Origin of the sequence: Francisella sp. 19S2-4, assembly GCF_036281795.1 — a bacterium.
Lineage (GTDB): Bacteria > Pseudomonadota > Gammaproteobacteria > Francisellales > Francisellaceae > Francisella.
The window spans coordinates 73,734-94,011 of record NZ_JAWUZH010000003.1 but is presented as its reverse complement, the minus strand read 5'-3'; the positions used below and the strand labels follow the sequence as shown (position 1 = coordinate 94,011).

The window sequence follows — 20,278 nt, the reverse complement described above, 5'->3', positions numbered from 1 at the left end:
TTAAAATACTAATATCTGTAACATCTGTATTTTACAAAATATATCTAACAATTTGGGATATTAATTCAACAGTCTTTGATAATTAAATAGACTTATATTGAAGATCTTCAGCCTCTGTATAGTAAGCAGGTAGATCAATACTATATCTTAATACTTCAGCACCAAAGATTTGGTTAAATATAGGTACAGATTGAAGATTGCCTTTCATAGGTATTATGTAATTCGTAAATATTTCTTCAGGCATAAAAAATGATAAATTTGTAAGACTATTATCTTGTTTCTCATCAATGATATCTTTTAGCTTATTTTGCCATTCAGAGAATGCTTTTTTATAGTCACCTTTAGATTCATATAATTCTCCAGCAAGTATATAAGCTTCACATAGCGCAAAAATTGAACCTTGACCAGCAAGTAATGAAGGTGCACTTGAGGCATCTCCTATTAAGGCAACTCTATCTTTATACCAGCTATCCATTTTTACTTGCCCAACGTTATCAAAAAATATTTCATCAACATTTTCAAGATTTTCTAATATTTTATTGATTTTACCTTCAAATCCTTTAAATACCGATTTCAATTCATCTTTTTTACTCTGTAATGTCTTTGGTTTTGTACTAACTAGAGCTTTATCAAATGCAAAAGTACACACACTAGTTTTTTTATCATTAAGAGATATTAACGAAGCTTGTTTATCTCTATCGAGAAAAAGTTCGTACGAGTCTTTATCGGTATGCACAGCAGCATCATGATTATAAAAAGAAGCAATATAAGTATTTATATCAACATCTTTATACTCTTCTTCTTTAAAAGTTAGTGAACGGATATGAGAGTGAAAACCATCTGCACCTATAATTATATCAAAAGATTCTCTTTTACCATCTGAACGTTCTACAATAACTTTATCATCCACATCTTCAAAACTGGATATGGAAGTACCAAAAATCACATTAGTTTTTTCAAGATCATTATAAATTATAGATAGGAGATCGGATCTTCTTATACTAATAAACTTACCGTAGTTTTTTCTAATTATTGAAGAAACCTCTACGGAATTAGAGTTTTGAGCAGTGTGATTATAGCATTTTATGTGCTTTAAGTTGATGACTTTGTCTTTTATGTTATTTAATAGTCCTGTTTTCTTTAGTACATCATATCCAGAACCCCAACAGTTAATAAGGTATCCTTCGGTTGGTAGTTTTTGCTTTTTTTCAAAGACTGTTACTTCAAAGCCATACTTTTCAAGCCACCAAGCTAAAGATAAACCAGCAACACCAGCACCATTAATTGCTATTCTCATGAACTAAATTTTTGATATCTTAAAATTAGATAGCTATATTATACAAGTAATAAAAAAAGTCAAATAATAAGCATTTCTTATGCTTATTAATAGTTGAGTATGAGAAAGCTTAATCAAAATAGCCATCAAGCAAGAGAACTGATAAATAATCCACGATAGATATTTTTATATAATATTTATTAACATCCAAATATGATAGAATCTTTTACAAAATTATAGTTATGTGAAAATTTTAATTATTATGCTTACATTTCAAGAGATTATTTTAAAGTTACATCATTATTGGGCATCTAAAGGGTGCGCTATTATTCAGCCACTAGATATGGAAGTAGGTGCTGGTACTTTTCATCCAGCGACAACTCTACGAGCAATAGGTCCAGAACCATGGACTGCGGCTTATGTTCAACCATCTAGAAGACCTACAGATGGTCGCTATGGTGAGAATCCAAACCGTACACAGCATTACTATCAATATCAGGTTGTAATGAAGCCATCTCCAGATAATATTCAAGAACTATATTTAGGTTCTTTAAAAGAACTTGGTATAGATGCTTTAGAAAATGATATTCGTTTTGTTGAGGATAACTGGGAGTCGCCAACGCTAGGTGCTTGGGGACTTGGTTGGGAAGTGTGGTCTAACGGTATGGAAATTACACAGTTTACATATTTCCAACAAGTTGGTGGGCTAGAGTGTAAACCTGTGATGGGTGAGATAACTTATGGTCTTGAGCGTCTTGCAATGTATATCCAAAATGTTGATAGTATGTATGATATCCTTTGGGCAAATACTCAAAATGGTCCTTTATACTATCGTGATGTATTTCTACAAAATGAAGTAGAAATGTCTACTTATAACTTTGAAGAAGCGAATGTTGAAGAGTTATTTAAGCAATTTGATTTATTAGAAAAAGAAGGTTATAGACTAGTTGAAAAAAATCTTCCTATTCCTGCTTATGAATTTGTCTTGAAAGCTTCGCACACTTTTAATTTATTAGATGCTCGTCATGCAATATCTGTGACAGAAAGACAAGGATATATTTTAAGAGTTAGAAAATTAGCTTTAGAAATTGCCAAAGAATATTATGCAGCTAGAGAAAAGCTAGGTTTTCCAGCTTTTAAAAAGTAATTTTCTAATCTGTCATACTACGGCTCGACCGTAGTATCCATGTATATGCTAAAATTTGAATAGATTCTATGGTCAAGCCATAGAATGACACATTGGGTTGGTTCGCTATGAGATCTATCAGTCAAATATTAAAATTTTTGGATGTTCAAAACTTATCTAAAAATGATTTCAAAATTCAGTCTTTATATTTAGATAGTCGTAAATGTGATAACAAATCAGCTTTTATCGCTCTAAAAGGCCAAACTACTGATGGTAATAAGTATATTGATACTGTTATTTCTAAAGGTGTTGATTTAGTTTTAACTGATGCTGCTGAGTTTGAAGATCAAAATAAAGTATTTTATATTGAGAGGCTCAAGGATAAGCTACCGAATTTGGCTAAATGGTTTTATAACTATAAAAAACCTCAAAATATAATAGGCATAACAGGTACAAATGGAAAGACATCTATTTCTAATTATATTGCTCAGTTTTTTACTTTGAATGCGCAAAAATCATTACTGTTGGGTACAAATGGTAATGGCATCTATCCTAATCTAAAGGAAAGTTCTCATACTACGCTAGATGTTTTATCTTTATATCAAACTATATCAAGTTATAGTAATTATCAAAATTTGGTTATGGAAGTTTCATCTCATTCGTTAGATCAGAAACGTACCGAAGGCTTAGATTTTGATATTGTAGTGTTTAGTAATCTTAGTCATGACCATCTTGATTATCATAAAACTATGGATAATTACTTTGAAGCAAAAGCTAAATTATTTAAGTTTGATAGTTTAAAGAAAGCAATTATAAATATAGATGATGATTATGGTCAGAGGCTTTGTGATCTTTGTAGCTGTAAAGTTATAACAGTAAGCTTAAAATCAAATCAGGCAGATGTTTATATAGATGTTAAAGATATTGAAAATATGCAAACTAGTTTTGATTTGTATATTTTTCAAGAATTTATAGGTGAGTATACAACTAGCCTAATTGGTGAGTTTAATTTGATGAATCTAGGTTTAAGTCTAGCTACACTACTAGATGTCATTCCTAAAGAGTCACTTTTAGCAAAGATATCTGAAATAAGATCGGTAAAAGGGCGTATGGAGATTATAGAATTAGCGAATAATGCTAAAGTTATAATTGATTATGCGCATACTCCAGATGCTCTAGAAAAGGCATTACAAACATTACAAAATTATTCTCAAAAGACTTTATGGTGTGTCTTTGGTTGTGGTGGTGATAGAGATGCTACAAAAAGACCTGAGATGGCTAGAATTGCTGAAAAATATGCTGATAAAGTTGTTGTTACAGAAGATAATAGCCGATTTGAGAATATAGATAATATTTTTGATGATATTAGAAGAGGTTTTGTTGATTTAAATCAACACAATTTTATTTCATCTCGTAAAGATGCTATTAAATATGCTATTGAGAATTCTAAAGATGGAGATATTATCCTGCTAGCAGGAAAAGGCCATGAATGCTATCTTGATAAAAATGGGGTCAAAGAGTATTTTGATGAGAGGGAAATTATTAAAAATATTAACTAAAGCTGGTTTGTCATGTATAACTATTTGATATGTATTAGAAATTTTGTTGAGATTGTCAAGCATTCAAGCATTCAAGCATTCAAGCATTCAAGCATTCAAGCTTTTCTAAAGCTGCTAGAGAATTAGATGTGAGTACCTCTCAACTTAGTAAACAGGTTAGTTGGCTAGAAGCAGAAAACAAAGCTATATTCCTCGAAAGATCTAAAAAGAAAGTGTTGTTAACCAAAGCCGGAGAGATATTTTTATCACATTGTCAGCGTGTATTAGCAGACATTAAAAATATGCATGAATGCTTTGATTCTTTGTCAGATGAGCCAAGCGGTAAAGTTAAATTTTCTATTCCTTTGTCTCTTATGGTTAGTCCTTTGATGAGTATCATTACAAATTTCTTAAAAGACTATCCAAAAATATCTATGGAACTTTATGTTGCAAACTCTATTGCTAAAATAGTTGATGGTAATTATGACATGATTATTAGTGGTATAGAATATAATGATTCTCAGGTAATAAAAGTTCCTGTTTGTTCATTCGAGCTTAAATTATTTGCCTCTCCTGAGTATATAAAGAAAAAAGGTAATCCTAAAAGTGTTAATGATTTAGAGAATTATTCTCTAATATCTAATAGAAGAATGCTTCAACCCTTTGATACATTAACTTTTTGCGATAATACTAAGGTGAAAATGCCTTGTAGGTATACGACAGACTCTAATTTGTTTAATATTCATGCAGCTAAGAGTTCATTTGGGATATTTGCTGCTTCTTATGCGGAGCTTTATGAAGAGGTTGCTAATAATAATTTAGTTTTAGTTGATGTAGGTAAGAAATTGCCTGATATGAATATTTACATATATCATCGACCTATAAATAGTACATCTCCAGTGGCTATTTTTGTTAATTACTTATGTGAGCATATTAAAGATTTAGCTAGTGAAAAACCTGGGATGTCTTTATTGCCACAAGATTAAGGGACAAAATTTTTACCCAAGATAGTTCTAAATTTGATTTTTATAGAGTTGTTTCTATTTTGGAAAAGATATGTTTCTTATAATAGTCTGTTTAATTAATTTAAAAACTATATCATAGATCCAAATTTAATTATCATTTTGGATAAGTATCATGCAAAGAGTAAAAAAAATATCATTACTATCAATAGTATCACTAATAACATTAATAAGTTTTTCTAACGCTAATCAGATTGGATCATATAGTTTATCTATTAATAAGCCTAGCAATGCAGTTAATAATAAATACGATTATTTATCTAATATGGGTGATATCCAGAGTAGATTAAAAGAGCTTAATTAATGTAGGAGGAATAAATTTAGTATATCGTGAGAGAAATTATGCTATAAAATTCATTGAATCTAATAGATAAAGAAATATAATCAAGCGAAATTTAACTTTCAAATTAAGATTACAAAAATGATTAATAAAAAAATATTAACTGTACCTATAGGTATAGTTTTCTTAGCGAGTTGCTCATCGGTTCAATTAAGTCCTGTTGCTAGTAAGGTACAAATCTCTAGAGCTGCTCCAGCAAAAAATTGTAAATTTGTTAATACTGTTACAGCTACACAAGGTAACTTCTTTACTGGCTCATTTACATCTAATAATAATTTACAAGAGGGCGCTTATAATAAAGTAAGAAATGAGGCAGCTGAAATGGGAGGTAATTATATCCAATTAATATCTAGTCAAGCTGGAAATACTGGTGGTGGAAATAGTTTTGATGGGAACTTTGACTATAGTTCACAACAGACCAATTATACTGTAACAGGATCAGTTTATAATTGCCCAAACAATTAACTCTTAAAATATTTAGTAGCATTATATGCTATAAGATCATAAATTTATTTCAATCTAGATATTTACACTTAGTATAATTTTTTTATTATACTTAACTTCAAATTAGAGTTTTTTTATACAGAATGATTAAAAGAATAAACGTATTGTTGATTATTTTATTATCATTATATAGCTGTACATCTGTTCAATTTAACTCAAGTACGGGTAGCTTTATAACCTTAAATTCTGAAAAAGTAAGCTTTTAAATAGTATTTATCCATAGCTTATTTTAAACTTAGAATATTTTATTACTGATTCTTATTTTTTAATATATATGACTAAATCAGAAAAATATCAAAACTTGGAAAAGAAAGTAAATTTTATCCAAGAGTTAGATAAGCTAAAGAGTGTATATCGCAGAGGCTTAATAAAATATGATGATAATCGTAGAGAAAACACTGCTGAACATAGCTGGCATGTTGCCTTAACAGGGATTATATTACAAGAATATGCGAGTGGCGATATTGATGTTTTAAAAGTACTTAAAATGCTATTAATTCATGATCTTGTTGAAATATATGCTGGAGATACATATGCTTTTGATAATCATGAAATACTTGCTGAACAAAATATTAAAGAGCTTGAAGCATTAGAAAAAGTATTTTCATTACTACCAGAAAGCGAAGCTCAAGAATATAAAACATTATGGCTTGAGTTTGAGGAAGGTGATACTCTAGAAGCAAAATTTTCAAAAGCAATTGATAGAGTAGTTCCAGTCTTTCAAAATATGCAAAATAATGGTGGAAGTTGGACAGCTTATGGAAAAGTGCCAAAAGAGAAAGTTGTTAAAAGAAATATAGGATTAAAATATATAGCGCCAGAATTATGGCAGTATGTTGAAAATCAACTTGATATAGCTTGGCAAAGAGGTTGGCTTGTATAGTAATTTGGAGATTTAAATATGGATCAAATAGGTAAGAATCTTTATGATGCGGCAGTTGAGTTAATAAAGGCTAGATATCCTTTAGGTTTTGGAGGAGCTGCAGCAGTAAGAACTAAATCAGGTAAGATTTTGACGAGTGTAGCACCTGAGGTGAAAAATGATGCTTTATCTCTTTGTATGGAAGTAGGAGCTTATTTAGAAGCGCATAAGTTAAATGAGATAGTGACACACTCTTTATGTATATGCGCGAGAACGAAGAAGGTAAGTTCTTGATTTTATCTCCATGTGGAATTTGCCAAGAACGCTTGGTTCATTGGGGTAATGATGTTAAAGCTGCTGTAACTACTAAAAATAATGAGTTGGTTTTTAAAACAATTAGTGAGCTTATGCCATATCATTGGTCAGAAGTTAATAATTAATGATCTTTTAGTTACTGTTTCTAGTAATTATTATATTAATAGCTAGTCTTTATTCTTTAGTTATCTTAGAATACATTAAATATCAATATTTCAGTTTATATTCATGATCAAATCACTAAAACAGTTAGCAATACAAGCAGGTCTGGAATATCTTGGTGAAGATATTTCAATTCAAACAGTCAGTATTAATTCTAATGATATAAAACAAGATGCATTATTTGTAGCAATTGTGGCTAACCGTGATGGACATGAGTTTACTCCAAGTGCTATTGCTAATGGAGCGAAAGCTCTTTTAGTTTCAAAGGAACAAGATCTAGATATTCCACAGATATTGTGTGGTAATACTATTAAAGGTTTAAGAGCTTTAGCCAAAGAGTATCGTAAATCATTAAATATGCCAATAATCTCTCTGACGGGGAGCTGTGGTAAGACGACTGTAAAAGAAATGATTGTAACTCTCTTATCAAATAAAAAAGTTCATTTTACTCAAGGCAATTTTAATAATTATCTTGGTGTGCCAATGACTATATTAGAAACACCTCAAGATGTTGATTTTGCAGTAGTTGAAGCAGGTACAAATGTTGGTGGAGAGATAAAAGCTGCTGCTGATATTATTCAACCAGATATTGCTATGATTACAAATGTTGGCGCTAGTCATTTAGAAAATTTGAAAACCTTAGATGGAGTGATGATAGAAAAGGGTGAACTTTTAAAAGCATTACCTAAAGATGGATATTGTATTGTTAATCTTGATGATGAAAGAATACCTCATTATGTTGATAAATTAGACTGTAAAAAAATAACTTGTTCAATGAGAAATCAAGCTGCTGATATTTTACTTTTAGATTATAAATTTTCATCAGAATACTATGATGTTCAAGTTAGAATCTTTGATAAACAATATAGCTATAAATTACCTAATATTGGTAAACATAATATACTTAATAGCATATTAGCGATCGCTAGTGTAGTTGCTACAGGCATTCAACCAAGTGAGTTTTTAGAGAATACTCAAAAAATTAAGAATTATAAAGGAAGGTTCTCTAGCGAAAAATTAACTGAAAAATTAACGTTAGTTGATGATACTTATAATGCTAGTGTTGCTGCAATGAAGGCAGCCATTGATGATTTGATTGATTTTAAAGGTAAAAAAATTCTTGTAGCTAGTTCGATGAGAGAATTAGGTAGTGAGGCTGAAAACTATCATAGACAAATGGGTCAATGGTTAGCACAAGCGAATCTTGATAGAGTCTTTTTATTTGGTGATAAACAGCTGATGGAGTATGCACTTAAAGAAGCCAATGATCAAAAAGTAACTTACTATGAATCAAAAGAACATTTAAATAAAGATTTAATAGATTTTATAGCAAGCTCTAAACAAGAAGAAGTTAAAGTAACAGTAAAAGGAGCTAGAAGTTATAAAATGGAGGATATCGTTGAACGTATAAAAATCTCTTTCTCCCAAAAAAATAAATAGTATATAATCGAAATAGTATTTAAATTTGTAAGGATATCTAAATGAAAAAAATATCAGTATTTATATTATTGCTTTGTGCTTTAACTTTTTCATACTCGGCAACTGCAGCGAAAAGCTTTAGTTGTCCAGTTTTTAAGCCAGGGCAAGTATGTACTAGTGTTACTCCTTTTTGTGGTGATAATTGTAGTAATACTCCATTCTGTGCGACAACTTGTTGGCCTACTAGTGCAGGTTCTGCTTGGGCGGGTGCTGGGACAACAAGTGAAACTAAACAGTTATATTGTCCTCAGTCAACATTTGCAAATTGTCATTTTTCAGGTCCTCCTACTCCTACAGGAGTAAACCCAAGTGAGAATCCGAGTCTTCCTTGTAAAGTAAATAAAGATGGTAAAACAGCTAATTGTAGATGTAAGGTGTTTACAGGACCTAGTTATGTCAATATTGATGGAATTATGAATTTAGGTGTGTATTATGAAACTGTTGCTGTTTGTGGCAAAGATGGTTCTAAGTGTAAAAACTTATCTACATGCATGCCTGGAGGAAAAGGTGAGTGTAAAGGTAAAATAGCTCCAGTATGCTCGTATGTTGCTGCTCAAAATAGTAAAGATGATAGGGTTTCATTTATACCGGGTTATGATCTAATATCAACTTATAGCTTTGATATGAATAAAGCTTATGATTCAGCTGGTCCTAAAGGTGGTCCAGAATGCTCTAATATAGATGTGGCTGGTTGTATGGCTCAGCCATGTAAATATGAAAAAGGTTCTAAGGAATTTGCGAATTGTACTTGCCCAATAACCAAAAATGTTAAATCATTTAGATTACATTCAAAGATAGCTTCTTGTGATATTCCAAAGGGTTATGTTTGGGAATAATCTAAAATATAAACAATTATTCTTTAAATTTTCTATATTTTTACCTTAGATTTTCTTTTTGATAATATTTAAAACTCTTCTTAGTGGCTCAGCTGCTCCCCAAAGTAGTTGATCTCCAACTGTGAAACAATGAAAGATATCATCCGCTAATAAAGATGGCTTAATACGTCCAATAGCAATATCAAGAGTTCCAGAAGTTGCTTGAGGTGTTAATCTCTTTAGAGTATCTTCTTTATTATTTTCAATTACTTTTACCCATTCATTGCCTTTAGAAATTTTAGCTTTAATTTCTTCAATAGTTAGCTTCTCTCTAAGTTTGATAGTTAAAGCTTGAGAGTGAGATCTTAAACTTGGTACTCTGACACATACACCATCAACAGGGATTGTTTTTTTAGTATCTAGAATTTTGTTTAGTTCTGTGGCTGCTTTAAACTCTTCTTTTGTTTGACCATTTGGCATGCCAACATCTATCCACGGTAGTAAATTATAAGCTAAAGTTTGTGCAGTTTTTTCTTGAGGGATTTTTGTGGAATCTTTTGATAACTCTCTTAGAGTTTTTTCTCTTGTTAAGATATCTAAGTTCACATCATCAGCTTTGCTCAAAAGATCTGATTGTTGAAGAAGCTCTTGCATTGCAGCAGCACCAGATCCTGAGATAGCTTGATATGTGCTTGAGTTAACCCATTCAACAAGATTTTCTTTTAATAAACCAGCAATTGCTAGAGACATTAAACTAACTGTACAGTTACTGCCAATAAAATCTTTTTTACCATCATCTATAGCTTTAACTATTTGATTATAATTTAGAGGATCTAAAACAAGCGTACTATCTTCATCAAGGCGTAAAGTTGATGCAGCATCTATCCAAAAACCTTTCCAACCACTAGCTCTAAGTTTTGGATGAATATCTTTTGTGTATTCTCCTCCTTGACAACTTAGTAAAACATCCATTTTATTAAGCTGTTCTATATCTAGAGCATCTTGTAACGCACCATATTGTTGCATAAAACCTGATGGATTTTGCCCAGCTTGAGATGTTGAGAAAAAGGTAGGTAATATGTCATCAAAGTCTTTTGATTCAGTCATTCTTGACATTAAAACAGAGCCGACCATTCCTCTCCAACCAATAAATCCAACTCTAAGCATAAAAACCTCCATAATTACTAGTGATAAAATCTAATGATAAAGTATAATACAAAACTAACTAATTTAATATTTGTTAAATCTAAAGGTATATATATGATAGTGCATAAGTTTGGGGGTAGTAGTCTCGCTACAGCAGAAAAGATCAAAAATGTAGCTAATATTATAAGTTGTAACGATGAGGCGGTAGTTGTTTCAGCATCAGCAAAAACTACAAGTAATCTACAAAAAGCTATAGATCAAGCAGTCGTTGGAAATGATTATGATGAAAATATTAATCTAATTTTAGATCATCATATTGGACTTATTAAAGAGTTAATACCTGAAGATGAAGATTTGAAATCTTTAATTATTAGAGACTTACGTAATATAAAACACATTTTAAGTACTATCACTATTACTAGCTTTTGTGCAGATAATTTAAGATTTTTTATTTTAGGCTATGGTGAGATATGGTCAGCAAATATTCTAACAGCATATTTGAAGTCAAAAAATAAAAATGTACATTTTATAGATGCATCAGAATGCCTAATTGTTAATGATCGTAACTATCCTGTAACAGTCAATTGGCAACAAAGCTTAGAGAAACTTGAAATTATAAGAAATGAGTCTAAAGCCGATGTATATGTTATAACTGGATTTATTGCACAGAATAAGTATGGCAAAAGAACTATTTTAGGCCTAAATTGTAGTGATTATTCAGCAGCTATCTTTGCAAAGTTATTACAAGCTGAAAAATTATATATTTGGACAGATGTTGCAGGTGTATATAGTGCAAATCCACAAGTAGTTCCAGAAGCAAAACCTTTAACCCAGCTAACATATAAAGAAGCTTTAGAATTAGCTTATTTCGGAGCATCAGTTGTCCATCCTCTTACTATTGCACCAATGGCTTTAGAAAGAACACCTATTTATATAAAGAGTAGTTATGCACCCGAAGAAGTAGGTACTAAAATAAGTGCCGATAAAGATGAAAATCAAGGTCTTATTAAAGGCTTAACGAGTGTTTCAGATGTCGCGATTGTTAGAGTCCAAGGCGCTGGGATGATAGGAGTATCTGGTATATCATACAAAGTTTTTGGAGCTTTAGAAAAAGCAGAAATATCGGTAATGATGATATCTCAAGCAAGCTCTGAGTACTCAATATGTTTTGCTATCGATAGTATAAATGCTGATAAAGCGACAGAAACTCTAAAACAAGAATTTGCTAATGAAATAAAAAATGACCTCATAGAAGAAATAATAGTACATAAACATTACTCTTTAATTACTGCTGTTGGTGAAGGTATGAGATCTAAAACTGGATCACTTGCAAAGTTAGTAAATTCACTTAGGTTAGCAAATATAAATATACATGCTATCGCTCAAGGTTCGTCAGAACGAAGCGTTACTTTTGCAGTTAAAGCAGAAGATGAGGCTCGAGGCGTTCAAGCTATGCATCGCCATTATAATACTACAAGTGATGATATTGCTATTGCAATAATTGGTGCTGGTAATATTGGTAAAGAGTTTATTAAACAAATGAAGCAAACTTATCAAAAATGGTATGAAAAGGGTATAAATCTTGTTCTTATTGGAGCCACTAACTCAAAACAAATGAGAATAGTATATGATAATCTACTATTTGAAAATGTAGATAATTTACTTAAAGAAAATACAGAGCCAGTAAATTTAAAAAAATTAGCAGAATTTATGTCTCGTGCTTCAGCAGTCAAAAAAATTGTGATTGATGCTACTGCAAGTGAAGATGTTTCAAAGAGTTATATAGACTTTTTACAAAAAGGTATAAGTGTCGTAACGCCAAATAAATATGCAAATTCAGGTAACTATGAGTTTTATCAAGAGTTAAGAAAAACTGCTAACAAATGTGATTCTATGTTTTTCTATGAAACAAACGTTTGCGCTGGACTACCTCTTATTGCGACTTTACAAAATATGGTACAAAGTGGTGATCAGGTTAAATCTATAGAGGGAATTTTCTCAGGTACATTAAGTTATTTATTTACTCAATTAAATAATGGGGTAATTTTCTCAGATGCTGTAAAAATGGCCTATGCTGCTGGTTATACAGAGCCAGATCCACGTCAAGATTTATCTGGTATGGATGTTGCTAGAAAAACTATAATTTTAGCTAGAGAAATAGGTTTAAATATTAGTTTAAATGATTTAACTATAGAAAACTTAGTTCCAGAAGAGTTAAGAGATTGTAGTGTCGATGAGTTCTTCGAGAAATTACCAACATTTAACGATCAAATAATGCAGCAAATAAGTAATAAAAAGCAAGGTTTTGCAGGAGTTCATTATTTAGGATCTATTAAGAACGGTATTGCTAGTGTTGGTATTCAAGCTTATGATGAAACTAGCTCTTTTGCTAATGTTAAAGGCACAGATAATATTGTAATGATAAATACTCAAAGATACACTCAGCCAATGGTTATCCAAGGAGCAGGTGCAGGTATTGAAGTTACTGCTGCTGGTGTATATGCAGATGTTATTACTGTAATAAGAGAAAAATAATCATGAAATTAGCAAATATAACTTCTGCAAAAGCTTTTGCTCCCGCGACTAGTGCTAATTTTGCGGTTGGATATGATCTTTTAGGTTTTGCTCTAGAAGGAGTCGGTGATACAGTAGAGCTTATCAAAAGAGATGATAATGATTTAGTTATAAAGCAAATAACTGGTGCTACTGGAGCTGATAAGCTTCCCTTTGATAGTGATAAAAATGTTGCCACCGCTGTTATTAAAAAATTCCTTGGTGATAAGAATATAAAAATAGGTTTTGATGTTTATATTAACAAAGGTATAACTCTTGGTTCTGGAATGGGAGGTTCTGCAGCATCTTCAGTAGCAGCTCTAGTGGCAATGAATGCTTTTTTTGAAAAGCCGTTATCATATGATGAGTTAATAGACTATGCTATCTATGGAGAAAGCTTAATAACAGGGGCTTTTCATGGTGATAATGCTGTTCCATGTATGTTTGGAGGTTTAGTCTTACTGCAAAGCTCAAAACCATGTAAAAAAATACAATTACCAATTGCTGATTGTAAGGTAGCAATTGTATGTCCTGATCTTTCAATAGAAACAAAAACAGCTCGAGAACTTCTTAAAGAGCCTTATGATTTGACAACAATTGTTGAGCATAGTGCATGTTTGGCAACTGTAATAAGTGCTTTATATACTCAAAATTTAGATTTACTAGGTGAGAATTTGAAAGATATACTTATCGAGCCAAGAAGAGCAAAATTAATTACTGGTTTCTATGATGTGAAAAATGCTGCATATGAGTCAGGGGCTCTTGCGTGTGGAATATCTGGTTCTGGACCAACAATGTTTGCACTAGCAAGAGAAGATAGTATTGCAAAAGTCACTCAATCTATGCAAAATAAATTTAATGAATTTAATTTAAAATCTGATAGCTGGATTAGCTCTATGAGTGAAAAAGGTGCATATTTATTAGAGAAGAAATAGTAAAGGTTATATATGAATTTTATTAGTACAAGAGATAAAAATATCAAAGTTTCATTAAGTGAAGCTATGCAATCAGGGTTGGCTCCAGATGGGGGCTTATTTGTACCAGAAAGGTTTCCTAAAGTTGATTGGCAGAACTTTGATGAAAATATCAGTTATGCTGAGTTTGCTGCAAATACATTAAGAGAGTTTTTTAAAGGTGATGAGCTAGAGACCTCTTTAGATAAAATTTGTCAAAATGCATTTACTTTTGATGTACCTGTAAAAAGACTAGATAAAAATACTTCTGTGTTAGAGCTGTTTCATGGTCCAACTTTATCATTTAAGGATTTTGGTGCGAGATTTTTAGCAAACTGTCTAAGCTCTATTAGTAGTGATAAACCCTTTACTATTTTAGTTGCAACTTCTGGTGATACTGGATCAGCTGTAGCGGCAGCATTTCATGGTAAGAGCAATATCCGAGTGGTAGTAATGTTTCCTAAGGATAAGATATCTAAAAGACAAGAAAAACAAATAACTTGTTGGGGTGATAATATCCAGGCTGTAGAAGTTGAAGGTGTTTTTGATGATTGTCAAGCGCTTGTGAAAGAAGCATTTAAAACATCTTGGTGGACAGATAAGACAAAATTAAATACATCAAATAGTATAAATATTGGTAGATTGTTACCTCAATCAACTTATTATGCATATACATCTTGGCAGTATTATTTACAAACAGGTAAAAAAGCTAACTATATCGTACCATCTGGAAACATTGGTAATATAACAGCTGCTTTTTGGGCTAAGCAAATGGGCTTTCCAATCGATGAAATATCAATGAGTTTAAATGCAAATGATACAGTTATTGATTATCTAAAAACTGGTGAGTTTAATCCAAGATCAAGTGTTGAGACTTTAGCAAATGCAATGGATGTAGGTAATCCTAGTAATTTTGAGAGATTATTATACTTATTAGATAATTATGAAAATTTCAAAAATAATGTAAAAGCCACATGTGTCTCAGATGCTGAAATAAAGGATGAAATAAAGCAAGTATATAATCAATATAATGAAATTGTTTGTCCACATACTGCAACAGGATTTGTAGCTAGAAAGCAAAGAGATAGTAATAAAGATTACATAATTGTAGCTACAGCACATCCTGCTAAGTTTGAATCAGTAATTGAGCCAATATTAGATATAGAGGTTGCACCAACAGAAGCTTTACAGAAGTTATTAGATAAAAAGCAACATAAAGTAGCAATAGATAAATCTATGAGTGAGCTTTGTGAAGTTTACTCAAAGTCTTTTGATATTAATTAGTTTAGAGTTGTAACTTGTATTATTTCTCCATCTTTCGAGATTTTTATATAGTTGCCATTTTTAAACCAATCTCCTAACACATATCTAGTGTAGTCATCATCAATATGGACAGCCATTTTATGTGTATGGCCATGAATTACAATATCACAATCTTTACGATACTTATTAATAGCTTTTGCAGTGACATCGATATTAGGCTTTTGTGTGTTTTTAGAGTAACTATGACCACGAGCTGTTTTCGCTAATCTTTGGCGGAAAAATAATGGCAGTCTTAAAAATATAAATTGTAATATCCTATTTCTAGCTAGAGATCTATAAAATAAATAGCTTTTATCATCACCACACATACGATCGCCATGAGCTAAAACTATTTTTTTATCAGCTATATTTAAATAATATGGATCTTTGATTAATTTAACACCACTTTGTTGAGTAAATTTTTTGCCAATCAGAAAATCACGATTACCATGCATAAAAAAGATTTCTAAACCTTTATCCGATGCTTGTTTTAGATATTCTGTAATTTGATGATAAAACTCGTCTGTATGGTCATCGCCTATCCAGTAGTCAAAAAAATCACCAAGGATATAAAGTAAATTATTTGGACTTGAAATACCCTCTAGAAATTTTCTAAATATCTCAGCAGTTTCTGTGTGAGAAATATTTAGATGTAAGTCTGCAATTATATATATATCTTTATTATGAGCCATATTTTTTACGGTAATCTTTAAATTTATTAATCATCTCTTGATCAAGGTTTTCTTTAACATACTCGAATATGCTTTCAAAATTTGTCACAGCAAGCACAGGTATATTAAAGTCTTGAGAGATTTTTTTTGTTGCGGAAATGTCACTATCTTTAGCTTTCTCTTGGCGATCAATAGACAGTACGACACCAGCAATTTCAGCATTAATTGTTTTAAGCTTATTATATGATTCATAAAATGCTGTACCAGCTGTCATTACATCATCAACTAGTAAAACTTTCTTATTTGTCATATCCGCTCCAACAAAAATACCTCCTTCACCATGAGCTTTTGCTTCTTTACGGTCAAAGGCATAAGGAATATCTATATTATATTTAAGAGCTAAGACAGTTGAGATAGCAGCTACTAAAGGAATCCCTTTATATGCAGGGCCAAATAGGACATCATACTTAATGCTGCTTTGAGATATCTTCTGTGCATAATAATCAGCTAATGTTGCAAGTTGATTACCAGAGTTAAATAATCCAGCATTAAAGAAATAAGGGCTTAATCGTCCTGATTTTAGTGTAAATTCTCCAAATTTAAGTACTTCACTTTTTAGAGCAAATTCAATGAACATAAATTATCCTTAGACTATTCAAATCTTTGTTATAAGTATAAATAATAAATTCTGTAATACCAAGATAATCTATCAGACAAGATTGTTGATTGATTTAGAAACTATAGAAAAACTACAAGTATATTTAAAAACTATAAACTGCTATAATTTAGCAACTTTTATAAAGGTTTAAAACTAATTAATGTCAAAACATATTCATATTTTAGGTATCTGTGGAACCTTTATGGGTTCTCTTGCGGTATTAGCAAAACAAAAAGGTTATAAAGTTACAGGCTCTGATGCTAATGTGTACCCTCCAATGAGTACATACTTAGAATCTCAAGGGATTGAAATATTACAAGGTTTTGATTGTTCGCAGTTAGAAATAAATCCGGATGAAATTATTATTGGTAATATCATGAAAAGAGGTATGCCAATAGTAGAAAAAATTTTAGTAGAAAAATTAAACTATTTCTCAGGACCAGAGTGGTTATATCAAAATATTCTTAAGTATAAAAAAGTTATTGCAATAGCTGGGACGCATGGTAAAACTACAACTACAACAATGACTATAAAAATACTTGAACAAGCAGGATTAAATCCTAGCTTCTTAGTTGGCGGGGTAAGTAGTGATTTTGGTGTTTCGTCACGATATACAGATTCTGAGTATTTTGTTATTGAGGCTGATGAGTATGACACGGCCTTTTTTGATAAGCGTTCAAAACTAATTCATTATGATCCGAGTATCTTTGTTATAAATAATATTGAATATGATCATGCTGATATTTTTAAAGATATAGATGCTATATATTGGCAATTTCATCAACTTATTAGAAAGATGCCAGCAAATGCTAATATTATCTATAATGCAACAGATAAAAATGTACAAAACATAATAAATATGGGATGTTGGTCAAACACCATAAAAATTAATTCTGCTGAAGAAGTCCATATTAGTGATAATTTAGCAGATTATTCTAAATTTGAATTAAATGATAATCAACATAATGTCAAAATCTCATGGGATTTTATTGGTCAGCATAATGCTCTAAATGCTATGAGTGCTTATGCTGTAGCAAAGCAGCTTAATATTTCAGATGAAGATATTAAGAAGGCTTTAGAGAGTTTTAAAGGTGTTAAAAGACGTTTAGAGGTTTTATCTAATAAAAACAATATTACTTTATATGATGATTTTGCTCATCATCCAACATCTATAAAGCTAACTATAGAAGCTGTACGTAATAAAGATCCAAAAGCTTATATCTTAGCTTTGATTGATCCTCGTTCAAACACTATGAGACAAGGTGATAATAAAGATAATCTTCCTATAGCTATTGTAGATGCTGATCAGGTACTTTTATATAATCATAGCTTATTAAAATGGGATGCTAAAGAGCTTTTAAAAGATTCTAATAATGTTAGTTTTATGAGTGATGTAGAAGATTTTATTAGCAATATTAAAAGCTTAATTATTAAGCATCAAGAGAGTAATATCCAAATTGTTATGATGAGTAATGGCTCATTTGATGGCTTAAGAGAAAAACTAGTTGAGCTTCTGGAGGCCTAAATGAGTAATTTAATTTACGGGATTCATGCAGTTGATAGTTTAGTTGATTCAGATCAGGCTAAAGAAGTAATTGTATTTAAAAAGCAAAATATTAATCCTAAAATAGAAAATATTATAGCTAATGCCAAGCTAAAAGATATTAAAGTTAATTTTATTGATAATCTAAAATTATTACCAAGTCGTATTAAAAAAGATGCAAATCATCAGAATATTTTTGCGATAGAAAAAAATGATTTTAAAACTTATTCAGAAAAAGATATTGAAAGTTTAATTCCAAAAGATAAAAATGCTTTTGTTTTAATATTAGATAGTGTCCAAGACCCGCATAATTTTGGTGCTTGCATTCGTAGCGCGCATTCAGCTGGGGTTGATTTTATTATTGTGCCTAAAGATAATAGCGCACCGATAAATGCAACAGTTAAAAAAGTTGCTTGTGGAGCTGCAGAGCATACAAAAATAATCGTAGTTACAAACTTAGCTCGAGCTATCGAAAAGTTAAAAGATCAAGGCATTTGGATTGTTGGCTTAGCTGGTGAGGCTGATGAAAGTTTATATGACATGAATCTAAGTGATTCTATTGCTATAGTTGCTGGAGCAGAGGGAAACGGTATGCGCCAGCGTACAAAAGCAAGTTGTGATTTTTTAGCTAAATTACCAATGTTTGGTGAAGTGTCTAGTCTAAATGTTTCTGTAGCAGCAGGCATAGCATTATATGAAACTGTAAGACAGAGAATTTAATTATTAGGTCCTTTTACAAACTTAGCTACATACACAATAACTATTGTAATTAGAATAATAATTAGCTGTTGTATTGGAAGGTTTGATAATAACTTATGTCCAGCAGAAAAACTCATTATAAAGTTTGCAAATCCAGCTAATGAGAATTTAAAAAAGTTATTTAAAGCAGTAGCAGATCCGAAATTGATTGAGACTAACTGTAGTGATTCGCTTAAAAGAGATGTTGAGCTTAAGCTTACACCATAGCATATGACTAGCATTATGATCATAAAAATATATGCATGATTAAAGCCTGTATGATTATATATCAGCATTATTAATACTCCAGTAAGAGATATGCTAAGTCCAGCATATGAAAATACTTTTAGTGGTAATGATTCGCTGAGTTTTTTTAAAGTAAAATTTGCTAGCACTAGTCCTACTATTGTTATGGCAAAATATAAAACATATAAGCTATATCCTGTATTATAAGTTTTTAGATAAATTATTGAAGCTGCACCGACATAACTAAAAAAAGCAGCAAATAATAGCCCAGAGCAGATAGTATATGCGATAAATTTTATATTTTTAAAATGACAAAAATAAGCAGTAAATAGTTTTTTTATAGATTGTTGTCTATGTTGTATAGGATGTGTTTCAGGCATCATGCTACAAAGAATTAGTAACACTATCCCAAAGATAAATAAAAAGTAAAAGGAGCTTTTCCAGCTTGCTGTTAGAACTATCAATCCAGTTCCAATCATAGGTGAAATCATAGGTGCTATTAGCATTATTATTGATAGGCTTGCTATAGTCGTTGTTAATTTTTTGCCATTATAACAATCTCTTGCAATCGCAAGTGCTATTACAGTTCCTGATGAATCTGTTAAGCCTTGAATTAACCTAAATGTTGCAAGTTGTGAGAAGCTTTGGCTATGTGCGCATAGTAGAGTACTTACTATGTATAAAGATATTCCTGAAATTAGGCATCGTTTTCTACCATACTTATCTGATAGAGATCCCCATAAAAGCATGCCAATTGAGAATCCTATAAAGTATGTTGTGAACGTAAAAATTACATTATTAGGGTGAATATTAAAGTGGCTCGCAATATTTGGAATCGCAGGAGCGTAAGTATTTACAGCAAATGGTGGTAACATTGCTAAAAATGCTAATGTTAATAGAAAAACTTTACTATCTTTTTTTACCATTATAAGAAAAGTCCTTAAAAATTTGATAGGGCGATGATATGACGGTTACATATTTTAGCAAATAAAGATATTGAAAAAAGGAATTTATTACCAAAACTAGTTA

At 31.1% G+C, this 20,278-nt stretch carries 20 protein-coding genes; 15 read left to right on the top strand and 5 right to left on the bottom strand.

Annotated elements, in window-relative coordinates:
* Nucleotides 1–82: 82 nt before the first annotated feature.
* Nucleotides 83–1,297, bottom strand: coding sequence for an FAD-dependent monooxygenase (locus R8535_RS01410; protein ID WP_329495822.1), 1,215 nt, complete (start codon nt 1,295–1,297; stop codon nt 83–85).
* Between the two features lie 241 nt (nt 1,298–1,538).
* Between R8535_RS01410 and glyQ the strand changes: the two genes are divergently transcribed.
* The 10 genes from glyQ (at nt 1,539) to R8535_RS01360 (ending at nt 9,460) form a co-directional block, all read left to right on the top strand.
* On the top strand, nt 1,539–2,423 hold the full coding sequence (glyQ, locus tag R8535_RS01405) for a glycine--tRNA ligase subunit alpha (protein ID WP_329495820.1): 885 nt from the start codon (nt 1,539–1,541) through the stop codon (nt 2,421–2,423).
* 107 nt (nt 2,424–2,530) lie between these two features.
* Nucleotides 2,531–3,961 (top strand): UDP-N-acetylmuramoyl-L-alanyl-D-glutamate--2,6-diaminopimelate ligase, encoded by a 1,431-nt coding sequence (locus tag R8535_RS01400; RefSeq protein ID WP_329495819.1) that lies wholly within the window; start codon nt 2,531–2,533, stop codon nt 3,959–3,961.
* Between the two features lie 77 nt (nt 3,962–4,038).
* Nucleotides 4,039–4,926 carry a LysR family transcriptional regulator gene (locus tag R8535_RS01395; protein ID WP_329495826.1) on the top strand — a complete coding sequence of 296 codons (888 nt, stop codon included), beginning with the start codon at nt 4,039–4,041 and terminating at the stop codon, nt 4,924–4,926.
* 151 nt (nt 4,927–5,077) lie between these two features.
* Nucleotides 5,078–5,266 carry a hypothetical protein gene (locus tag R8535_RS01390; RefSeq protein ID WP_329495818.1) on the top strand — a complete coding sequence of 63 codons (189 nt, stop codon included), beginning with the start codon at nt 5,078–5,080 and terminating at the stop codon, nt 5,264–5,266.
* A 117-nt stretch (nt 5,267–5,383) separates the two neighbouring features.
* Entirely contained in the window at nt 5,384–5,767 is a 384-nt protein-coding gene (locus tag R8535_RS01385) for a DUF4156 domain-containing protein (protein ID WP_329495817.1), read from the top strand.
* Between the two features lie 313 nt (nt 5,768–6,080).
* Nucleotides 6,081–6,689 carry an HD domain-containing protein gene (locus R8535_RS01380; protein WP_329495816.1) on the top strand — a complete coding sequence of 203 codons (609 nt, stop codon included), beginning with the start codon at nt 6,081–6,083 and terminating at the stop codon, nt 6,687–6,689.
* 18 nt (nt 6,690–6,707) lie between these two features.
* Nucleotides 6,708–6,962 (top strand): hypothetical protein, encoded by a 255-nt coding sequence (locus R8535_RS01375; RefSeq protein ID WP_329495814.1) that lies wholly within the window; start codon nt 6,708–6,710, stop codon nt 6,960–6,962.
* Nucleotides 6,932–7,108, top strand: coding sequence for a hypothetical protein (locus tag R8535_RS01370; RefSeq protein WP_329495813.1), 177 nt, complete (start codon nt 6,932–6,934; stop codon nt 7,106–7,108). The genes R8535_RS01375 and R8535_RS01370 overlap by 31 nt, the downstream gene beginning before the upstream one ends.
* Nucleotides 7,109–7,211: 103 nt before the next feature.
* Nucleotides 7,212–8,585, top strand: a complete 1,374-nt coding sequence (locus tag R8535_RS01365; RefSeq protein ID WP_329495812.1) for a UDP-N-acetylmuramoyl-tripeptide--D-alanyl-D-alanine ligase — start codon at nt 7,212–7,214, stop codon at nt 8,583–8,585.
* 41 nt (nt 8,586–8,626) lie between these two features.
* The gene (locus R8535_RS01360) at nt 8,627–9,460 is read left to right on the top strand and encodes a hypothetical protein (RefSeq protein ID WP_329495810.1); all 834 of its coding nucleotides are present in this window, start codon (nt 8,627–8,629) and stop codon (nt 9,458–9,460) included.
* A 45-nt stretch (nt 9,461–9,505) separates the two neighbouring features.
* Here the strand turns inward: R8535_RS01360 and asd are convergent, their stop codons facing one another.
* Entirely contained in the window at nt 9,506–10,606 is a 1,101-nt protein-coding gene (gene asd, locus R8535_RS01355) for an aspartate-semialdehyde dehydrogenase (RefSeq protein WP_329495808.1), read from the bottom strand.
* A gap of 93 nt (nt 10,607–10,699) precedes the next feature.
* Between asd and thrA the strand changes: the two genes are divergently transcribed.
* Genes thrA through thrC form a run of 3 tightly spaced genes read left to right on the top strand, consistent with a single transcriptional unit; the run spans nt 10,700 to nt 15,375 of the window.
* A complete protein-coding gene (thrA, locus tag R8535_RS01350; RefSeq protein WP_329495806.1) occupies nt 10,700–13,120 on the top strand; it encodes a bifunctional aspartate kinase/homoserine dehydrogenase I in 2,421 nt (806 codons plus the stop codon).
* Between the two features lie 2 nt (nt 13,121–13,122).
* Entirely contained in the window at nt 13,123–14,073 is a 951-nt protein-coding gene (locus tag R8535_RS01345) for a homoserine kinase (RefSeq protein ID WP_329495804.1), read from the top strand.
* Between the two features lie 12 nt (nt 14,074–14,085).
* On the top strand, nt 14,086–15,375 hold the full coding sequence (gene thrC / locus R8535_RS01340) for a threonine synthase (RefSeq protein WP_329495802.1): 1,290 nt from the start codon (nt 14,086–14,088) through the stop codon (nt 15,373–15,375).
* Here thrC and R8535_RS01335 read toward each other — a convergent pair.
* Nucleotides 15,372–16,085, bottom strand: coding sequence for a UDP-2,3-diacylglucosamine diphosphatase (locus R8535_RS01335; RefSeq protein WP_329495801.1), 714 nt, complete (start codon nt 16,083–16,085; stop codon nt 15,372–15,374). The two genes, thrC and R8535_RS01335, sit on opposite strands and share 4 nt — an antisense overlap.
* Nucleotides 16,075–16,701 carry an orotate phosphoribosyltransferase gene (gene pyrE / locus R8535_RS01330; protein WP_329495799.1) on the bottom strand — a complete coding sequence of 209 codons (627 nt, stop codon included), beginning with the start codon at nt 16,699–16,701 and terminating at the stop codon, nt 16,075–16,077. The genes R8535_RS01335 and pyrE overlap by 11 nt, the downstream gene beginning before the upstream one ends.
* A 181-nt stretch (nt 16,702–16,882) precedes the next feature.
* Here pyrE and mpl point away from each other — a divergent pair, with 181 nt between their 5' ends.
* Together mpl and rlmB are read left to right on the top strand one after the other, a co-directional pair.
* A complete protein-coding gene (mpl, locus tag R8535_RS01325; protein ID WP_329495798.1) occupies nt 16,883–18,247 on the top strand; it encodes a UDP-N-acetylmuramate:L-alanyl-gamma-D-glutamyl-meso-diaminopimelate ligase in 1,365 nt (454 codons plus the stop codon).
* Nucleotides 18,248–18,985, top strand: a complete 738-nt coding sequence (rlmB, locus tag R8535_RS01320) for a 23S rRNA (guanosine(2251)-2'-O)-methyltransferase RlmB (protein ID WP_329495796.1) — start codon at nt 18,248–18,250, stop codon at nt 18,983–18,985. It begins immediately after the preceding gene.
* Here rlmB and R8535_RS01315 read toward each other — a convergent pair.
* A complete protein-coding gene (locus R8535_RS01315) occupies nt 18,982–20,175 on the bottom strand; it encodes a multidrug effflux MFS transporter (RefSeq protein ID WP_329495794.1) in 1,194 nt (397 codons plus the stop codon). The two genes, rlmB and R8535_RS01315, sit on opposite strands and share 4 nt — an antisense overlap.
* Nucleotides 20,176–20,278 lie beyond the last annotated feature (103 nt).

What these genes read in the sequence shown, in the direction of transcription:
- rlmB (WP_329495796.1), top strand. Translation starts at nt 18,248, where the DNA reads ATGAGTAATTTAATTTACGGGATTCATGCAGTTGATAGTTTAGTTGAT.
- glyQ (WP_329495820.1), top strand. Translation starts at nt 1,539, where the DNA reads ATGCTTACATTTCAAGAGATTATTTTAAAGTTACATCATTATTGGGCA.
- R8535_RS01375 (WP_329495814.1), top strand. Translation starts at nt 6,708, where the DNA reads ATGGATCAAATAGGTAAGAATCTTTATGATGCGGCAGTTGAGTTAATA.
- R8535_RS01385 (WP_329495817.1), top strand. Translation starts at nt 5,384, where the DNA reads ATGATTAATAAAAAAATATTAACTGTACCTATAGGTATAGTTTTCTTA.
- R8535_RS01400 (WP_329495819.1), top strand. Translation starts at nt 2,531, where the DNA reads ATGAGATCTATCAGTCAAATATTAAAATTTTTGGATGTTCAAAACTTA.
- mpl (WP_329495798.1), top strand. Translation starts at nt 16,883, where the DNA reads ATGTCAAAACATATTCATATTTTAGGTATCTGTGGAACCTTTATGGGT.
- R8535_RS01335 (WP_329495801.1), bottom strand. Translation starts at nt 16,085, where the DNA reads ATGGCTCATAATAAAGATATATATATAATTGCAGACTTACATCTAAAT.
- thrC (WP_329495802.1), top strand. Translation starts at nt 14,086, where the DNA reads ATGAATTTTATTAGTACAAGAGATAAAAATATCAAAGTTTCATTAAGT.
- R8535_RS01365 (WP_329495812.1), top strand. Translation starts at nt 7,212, where the DNA reads ATGATCAAATCACTAAAACAGTTAGCAATACAAGCAGGTCTGGAATAT.
- R8535_RS01345 (WP_329495804.1), top strand. Translation starts at nt 13,123, where the DNA reads ATGAAATTAGCAAATATAACTTCTGCAAAAGCTTTTGCTCCCGCGACT.
- R8535_RS01390 (WP_329495818.1), top strand. Translation starts at nt 5,078, where the DNA reads ATGCAAAGAGTAAAAAAAATATCATTACTATCAATAGTATCACTAATA.
- R8535_RS01380 (WP_329495816.1), top strand. Translation starts at nt 6,081, where the DNA reads ATGACTAAATCAGAAAAATATCAAAACTTGGAAAAGAAAGTAAATTTT.
- R8535_RS01370 (WP_329495813.1), top strand. Translation starts at nt 6,932, where the DNA reads ATGCGCGAGAACGAAGAAGGTAAGTTCTTGATTTTATCTCCATGTGGA.
- asd (WP_329495808.1), bottom strand. Translation starts at nt 10,606, where the DNA reads ATGCTTAGAGTTGGATTTATTGGTTGGAGAGGAATGGTCGGCTCTGTT.
- R8535_RS01360 (WP_329495810.1), top strand. Translation starts at nt 8,627, where the DNA reads ATGAAAAAAATATCAGTATTTATATTATTGCTTTGTGCTTTAACTTTT.
- pyrE (WP_329495799.1), bottom strand. Translation starts at nt 16,701, where the DNA reads ATGTTCATTGAATTTGCTCTAAAAAGTGAAGTACTTAAATTTGGAGAA.
- R8535_RS01410 (WP_329495822.1), bottom strand. Translation starts at nt 1,297, where the DNA reads ATGAGAATAGCAATTAATGGTGCTGGTGTTGCTGGTTTATCTTTAGCT.
- thrA (WP_329495806.1), top strand. Translation starts at nt 10,700, where the DNA reads ATGATAGTGCATAAGTTTGGGGGTAGTAGTCTCGCTACAGCAGAAAAG.
- R8535_RS01315 (WP_329495794.1), bottom strand. Translation starts at nt 20,175, where the DNA reads ATGGTAAAAAAAGATAGTAAAGTTTTTCTATTAACATTAGCATTTTTA.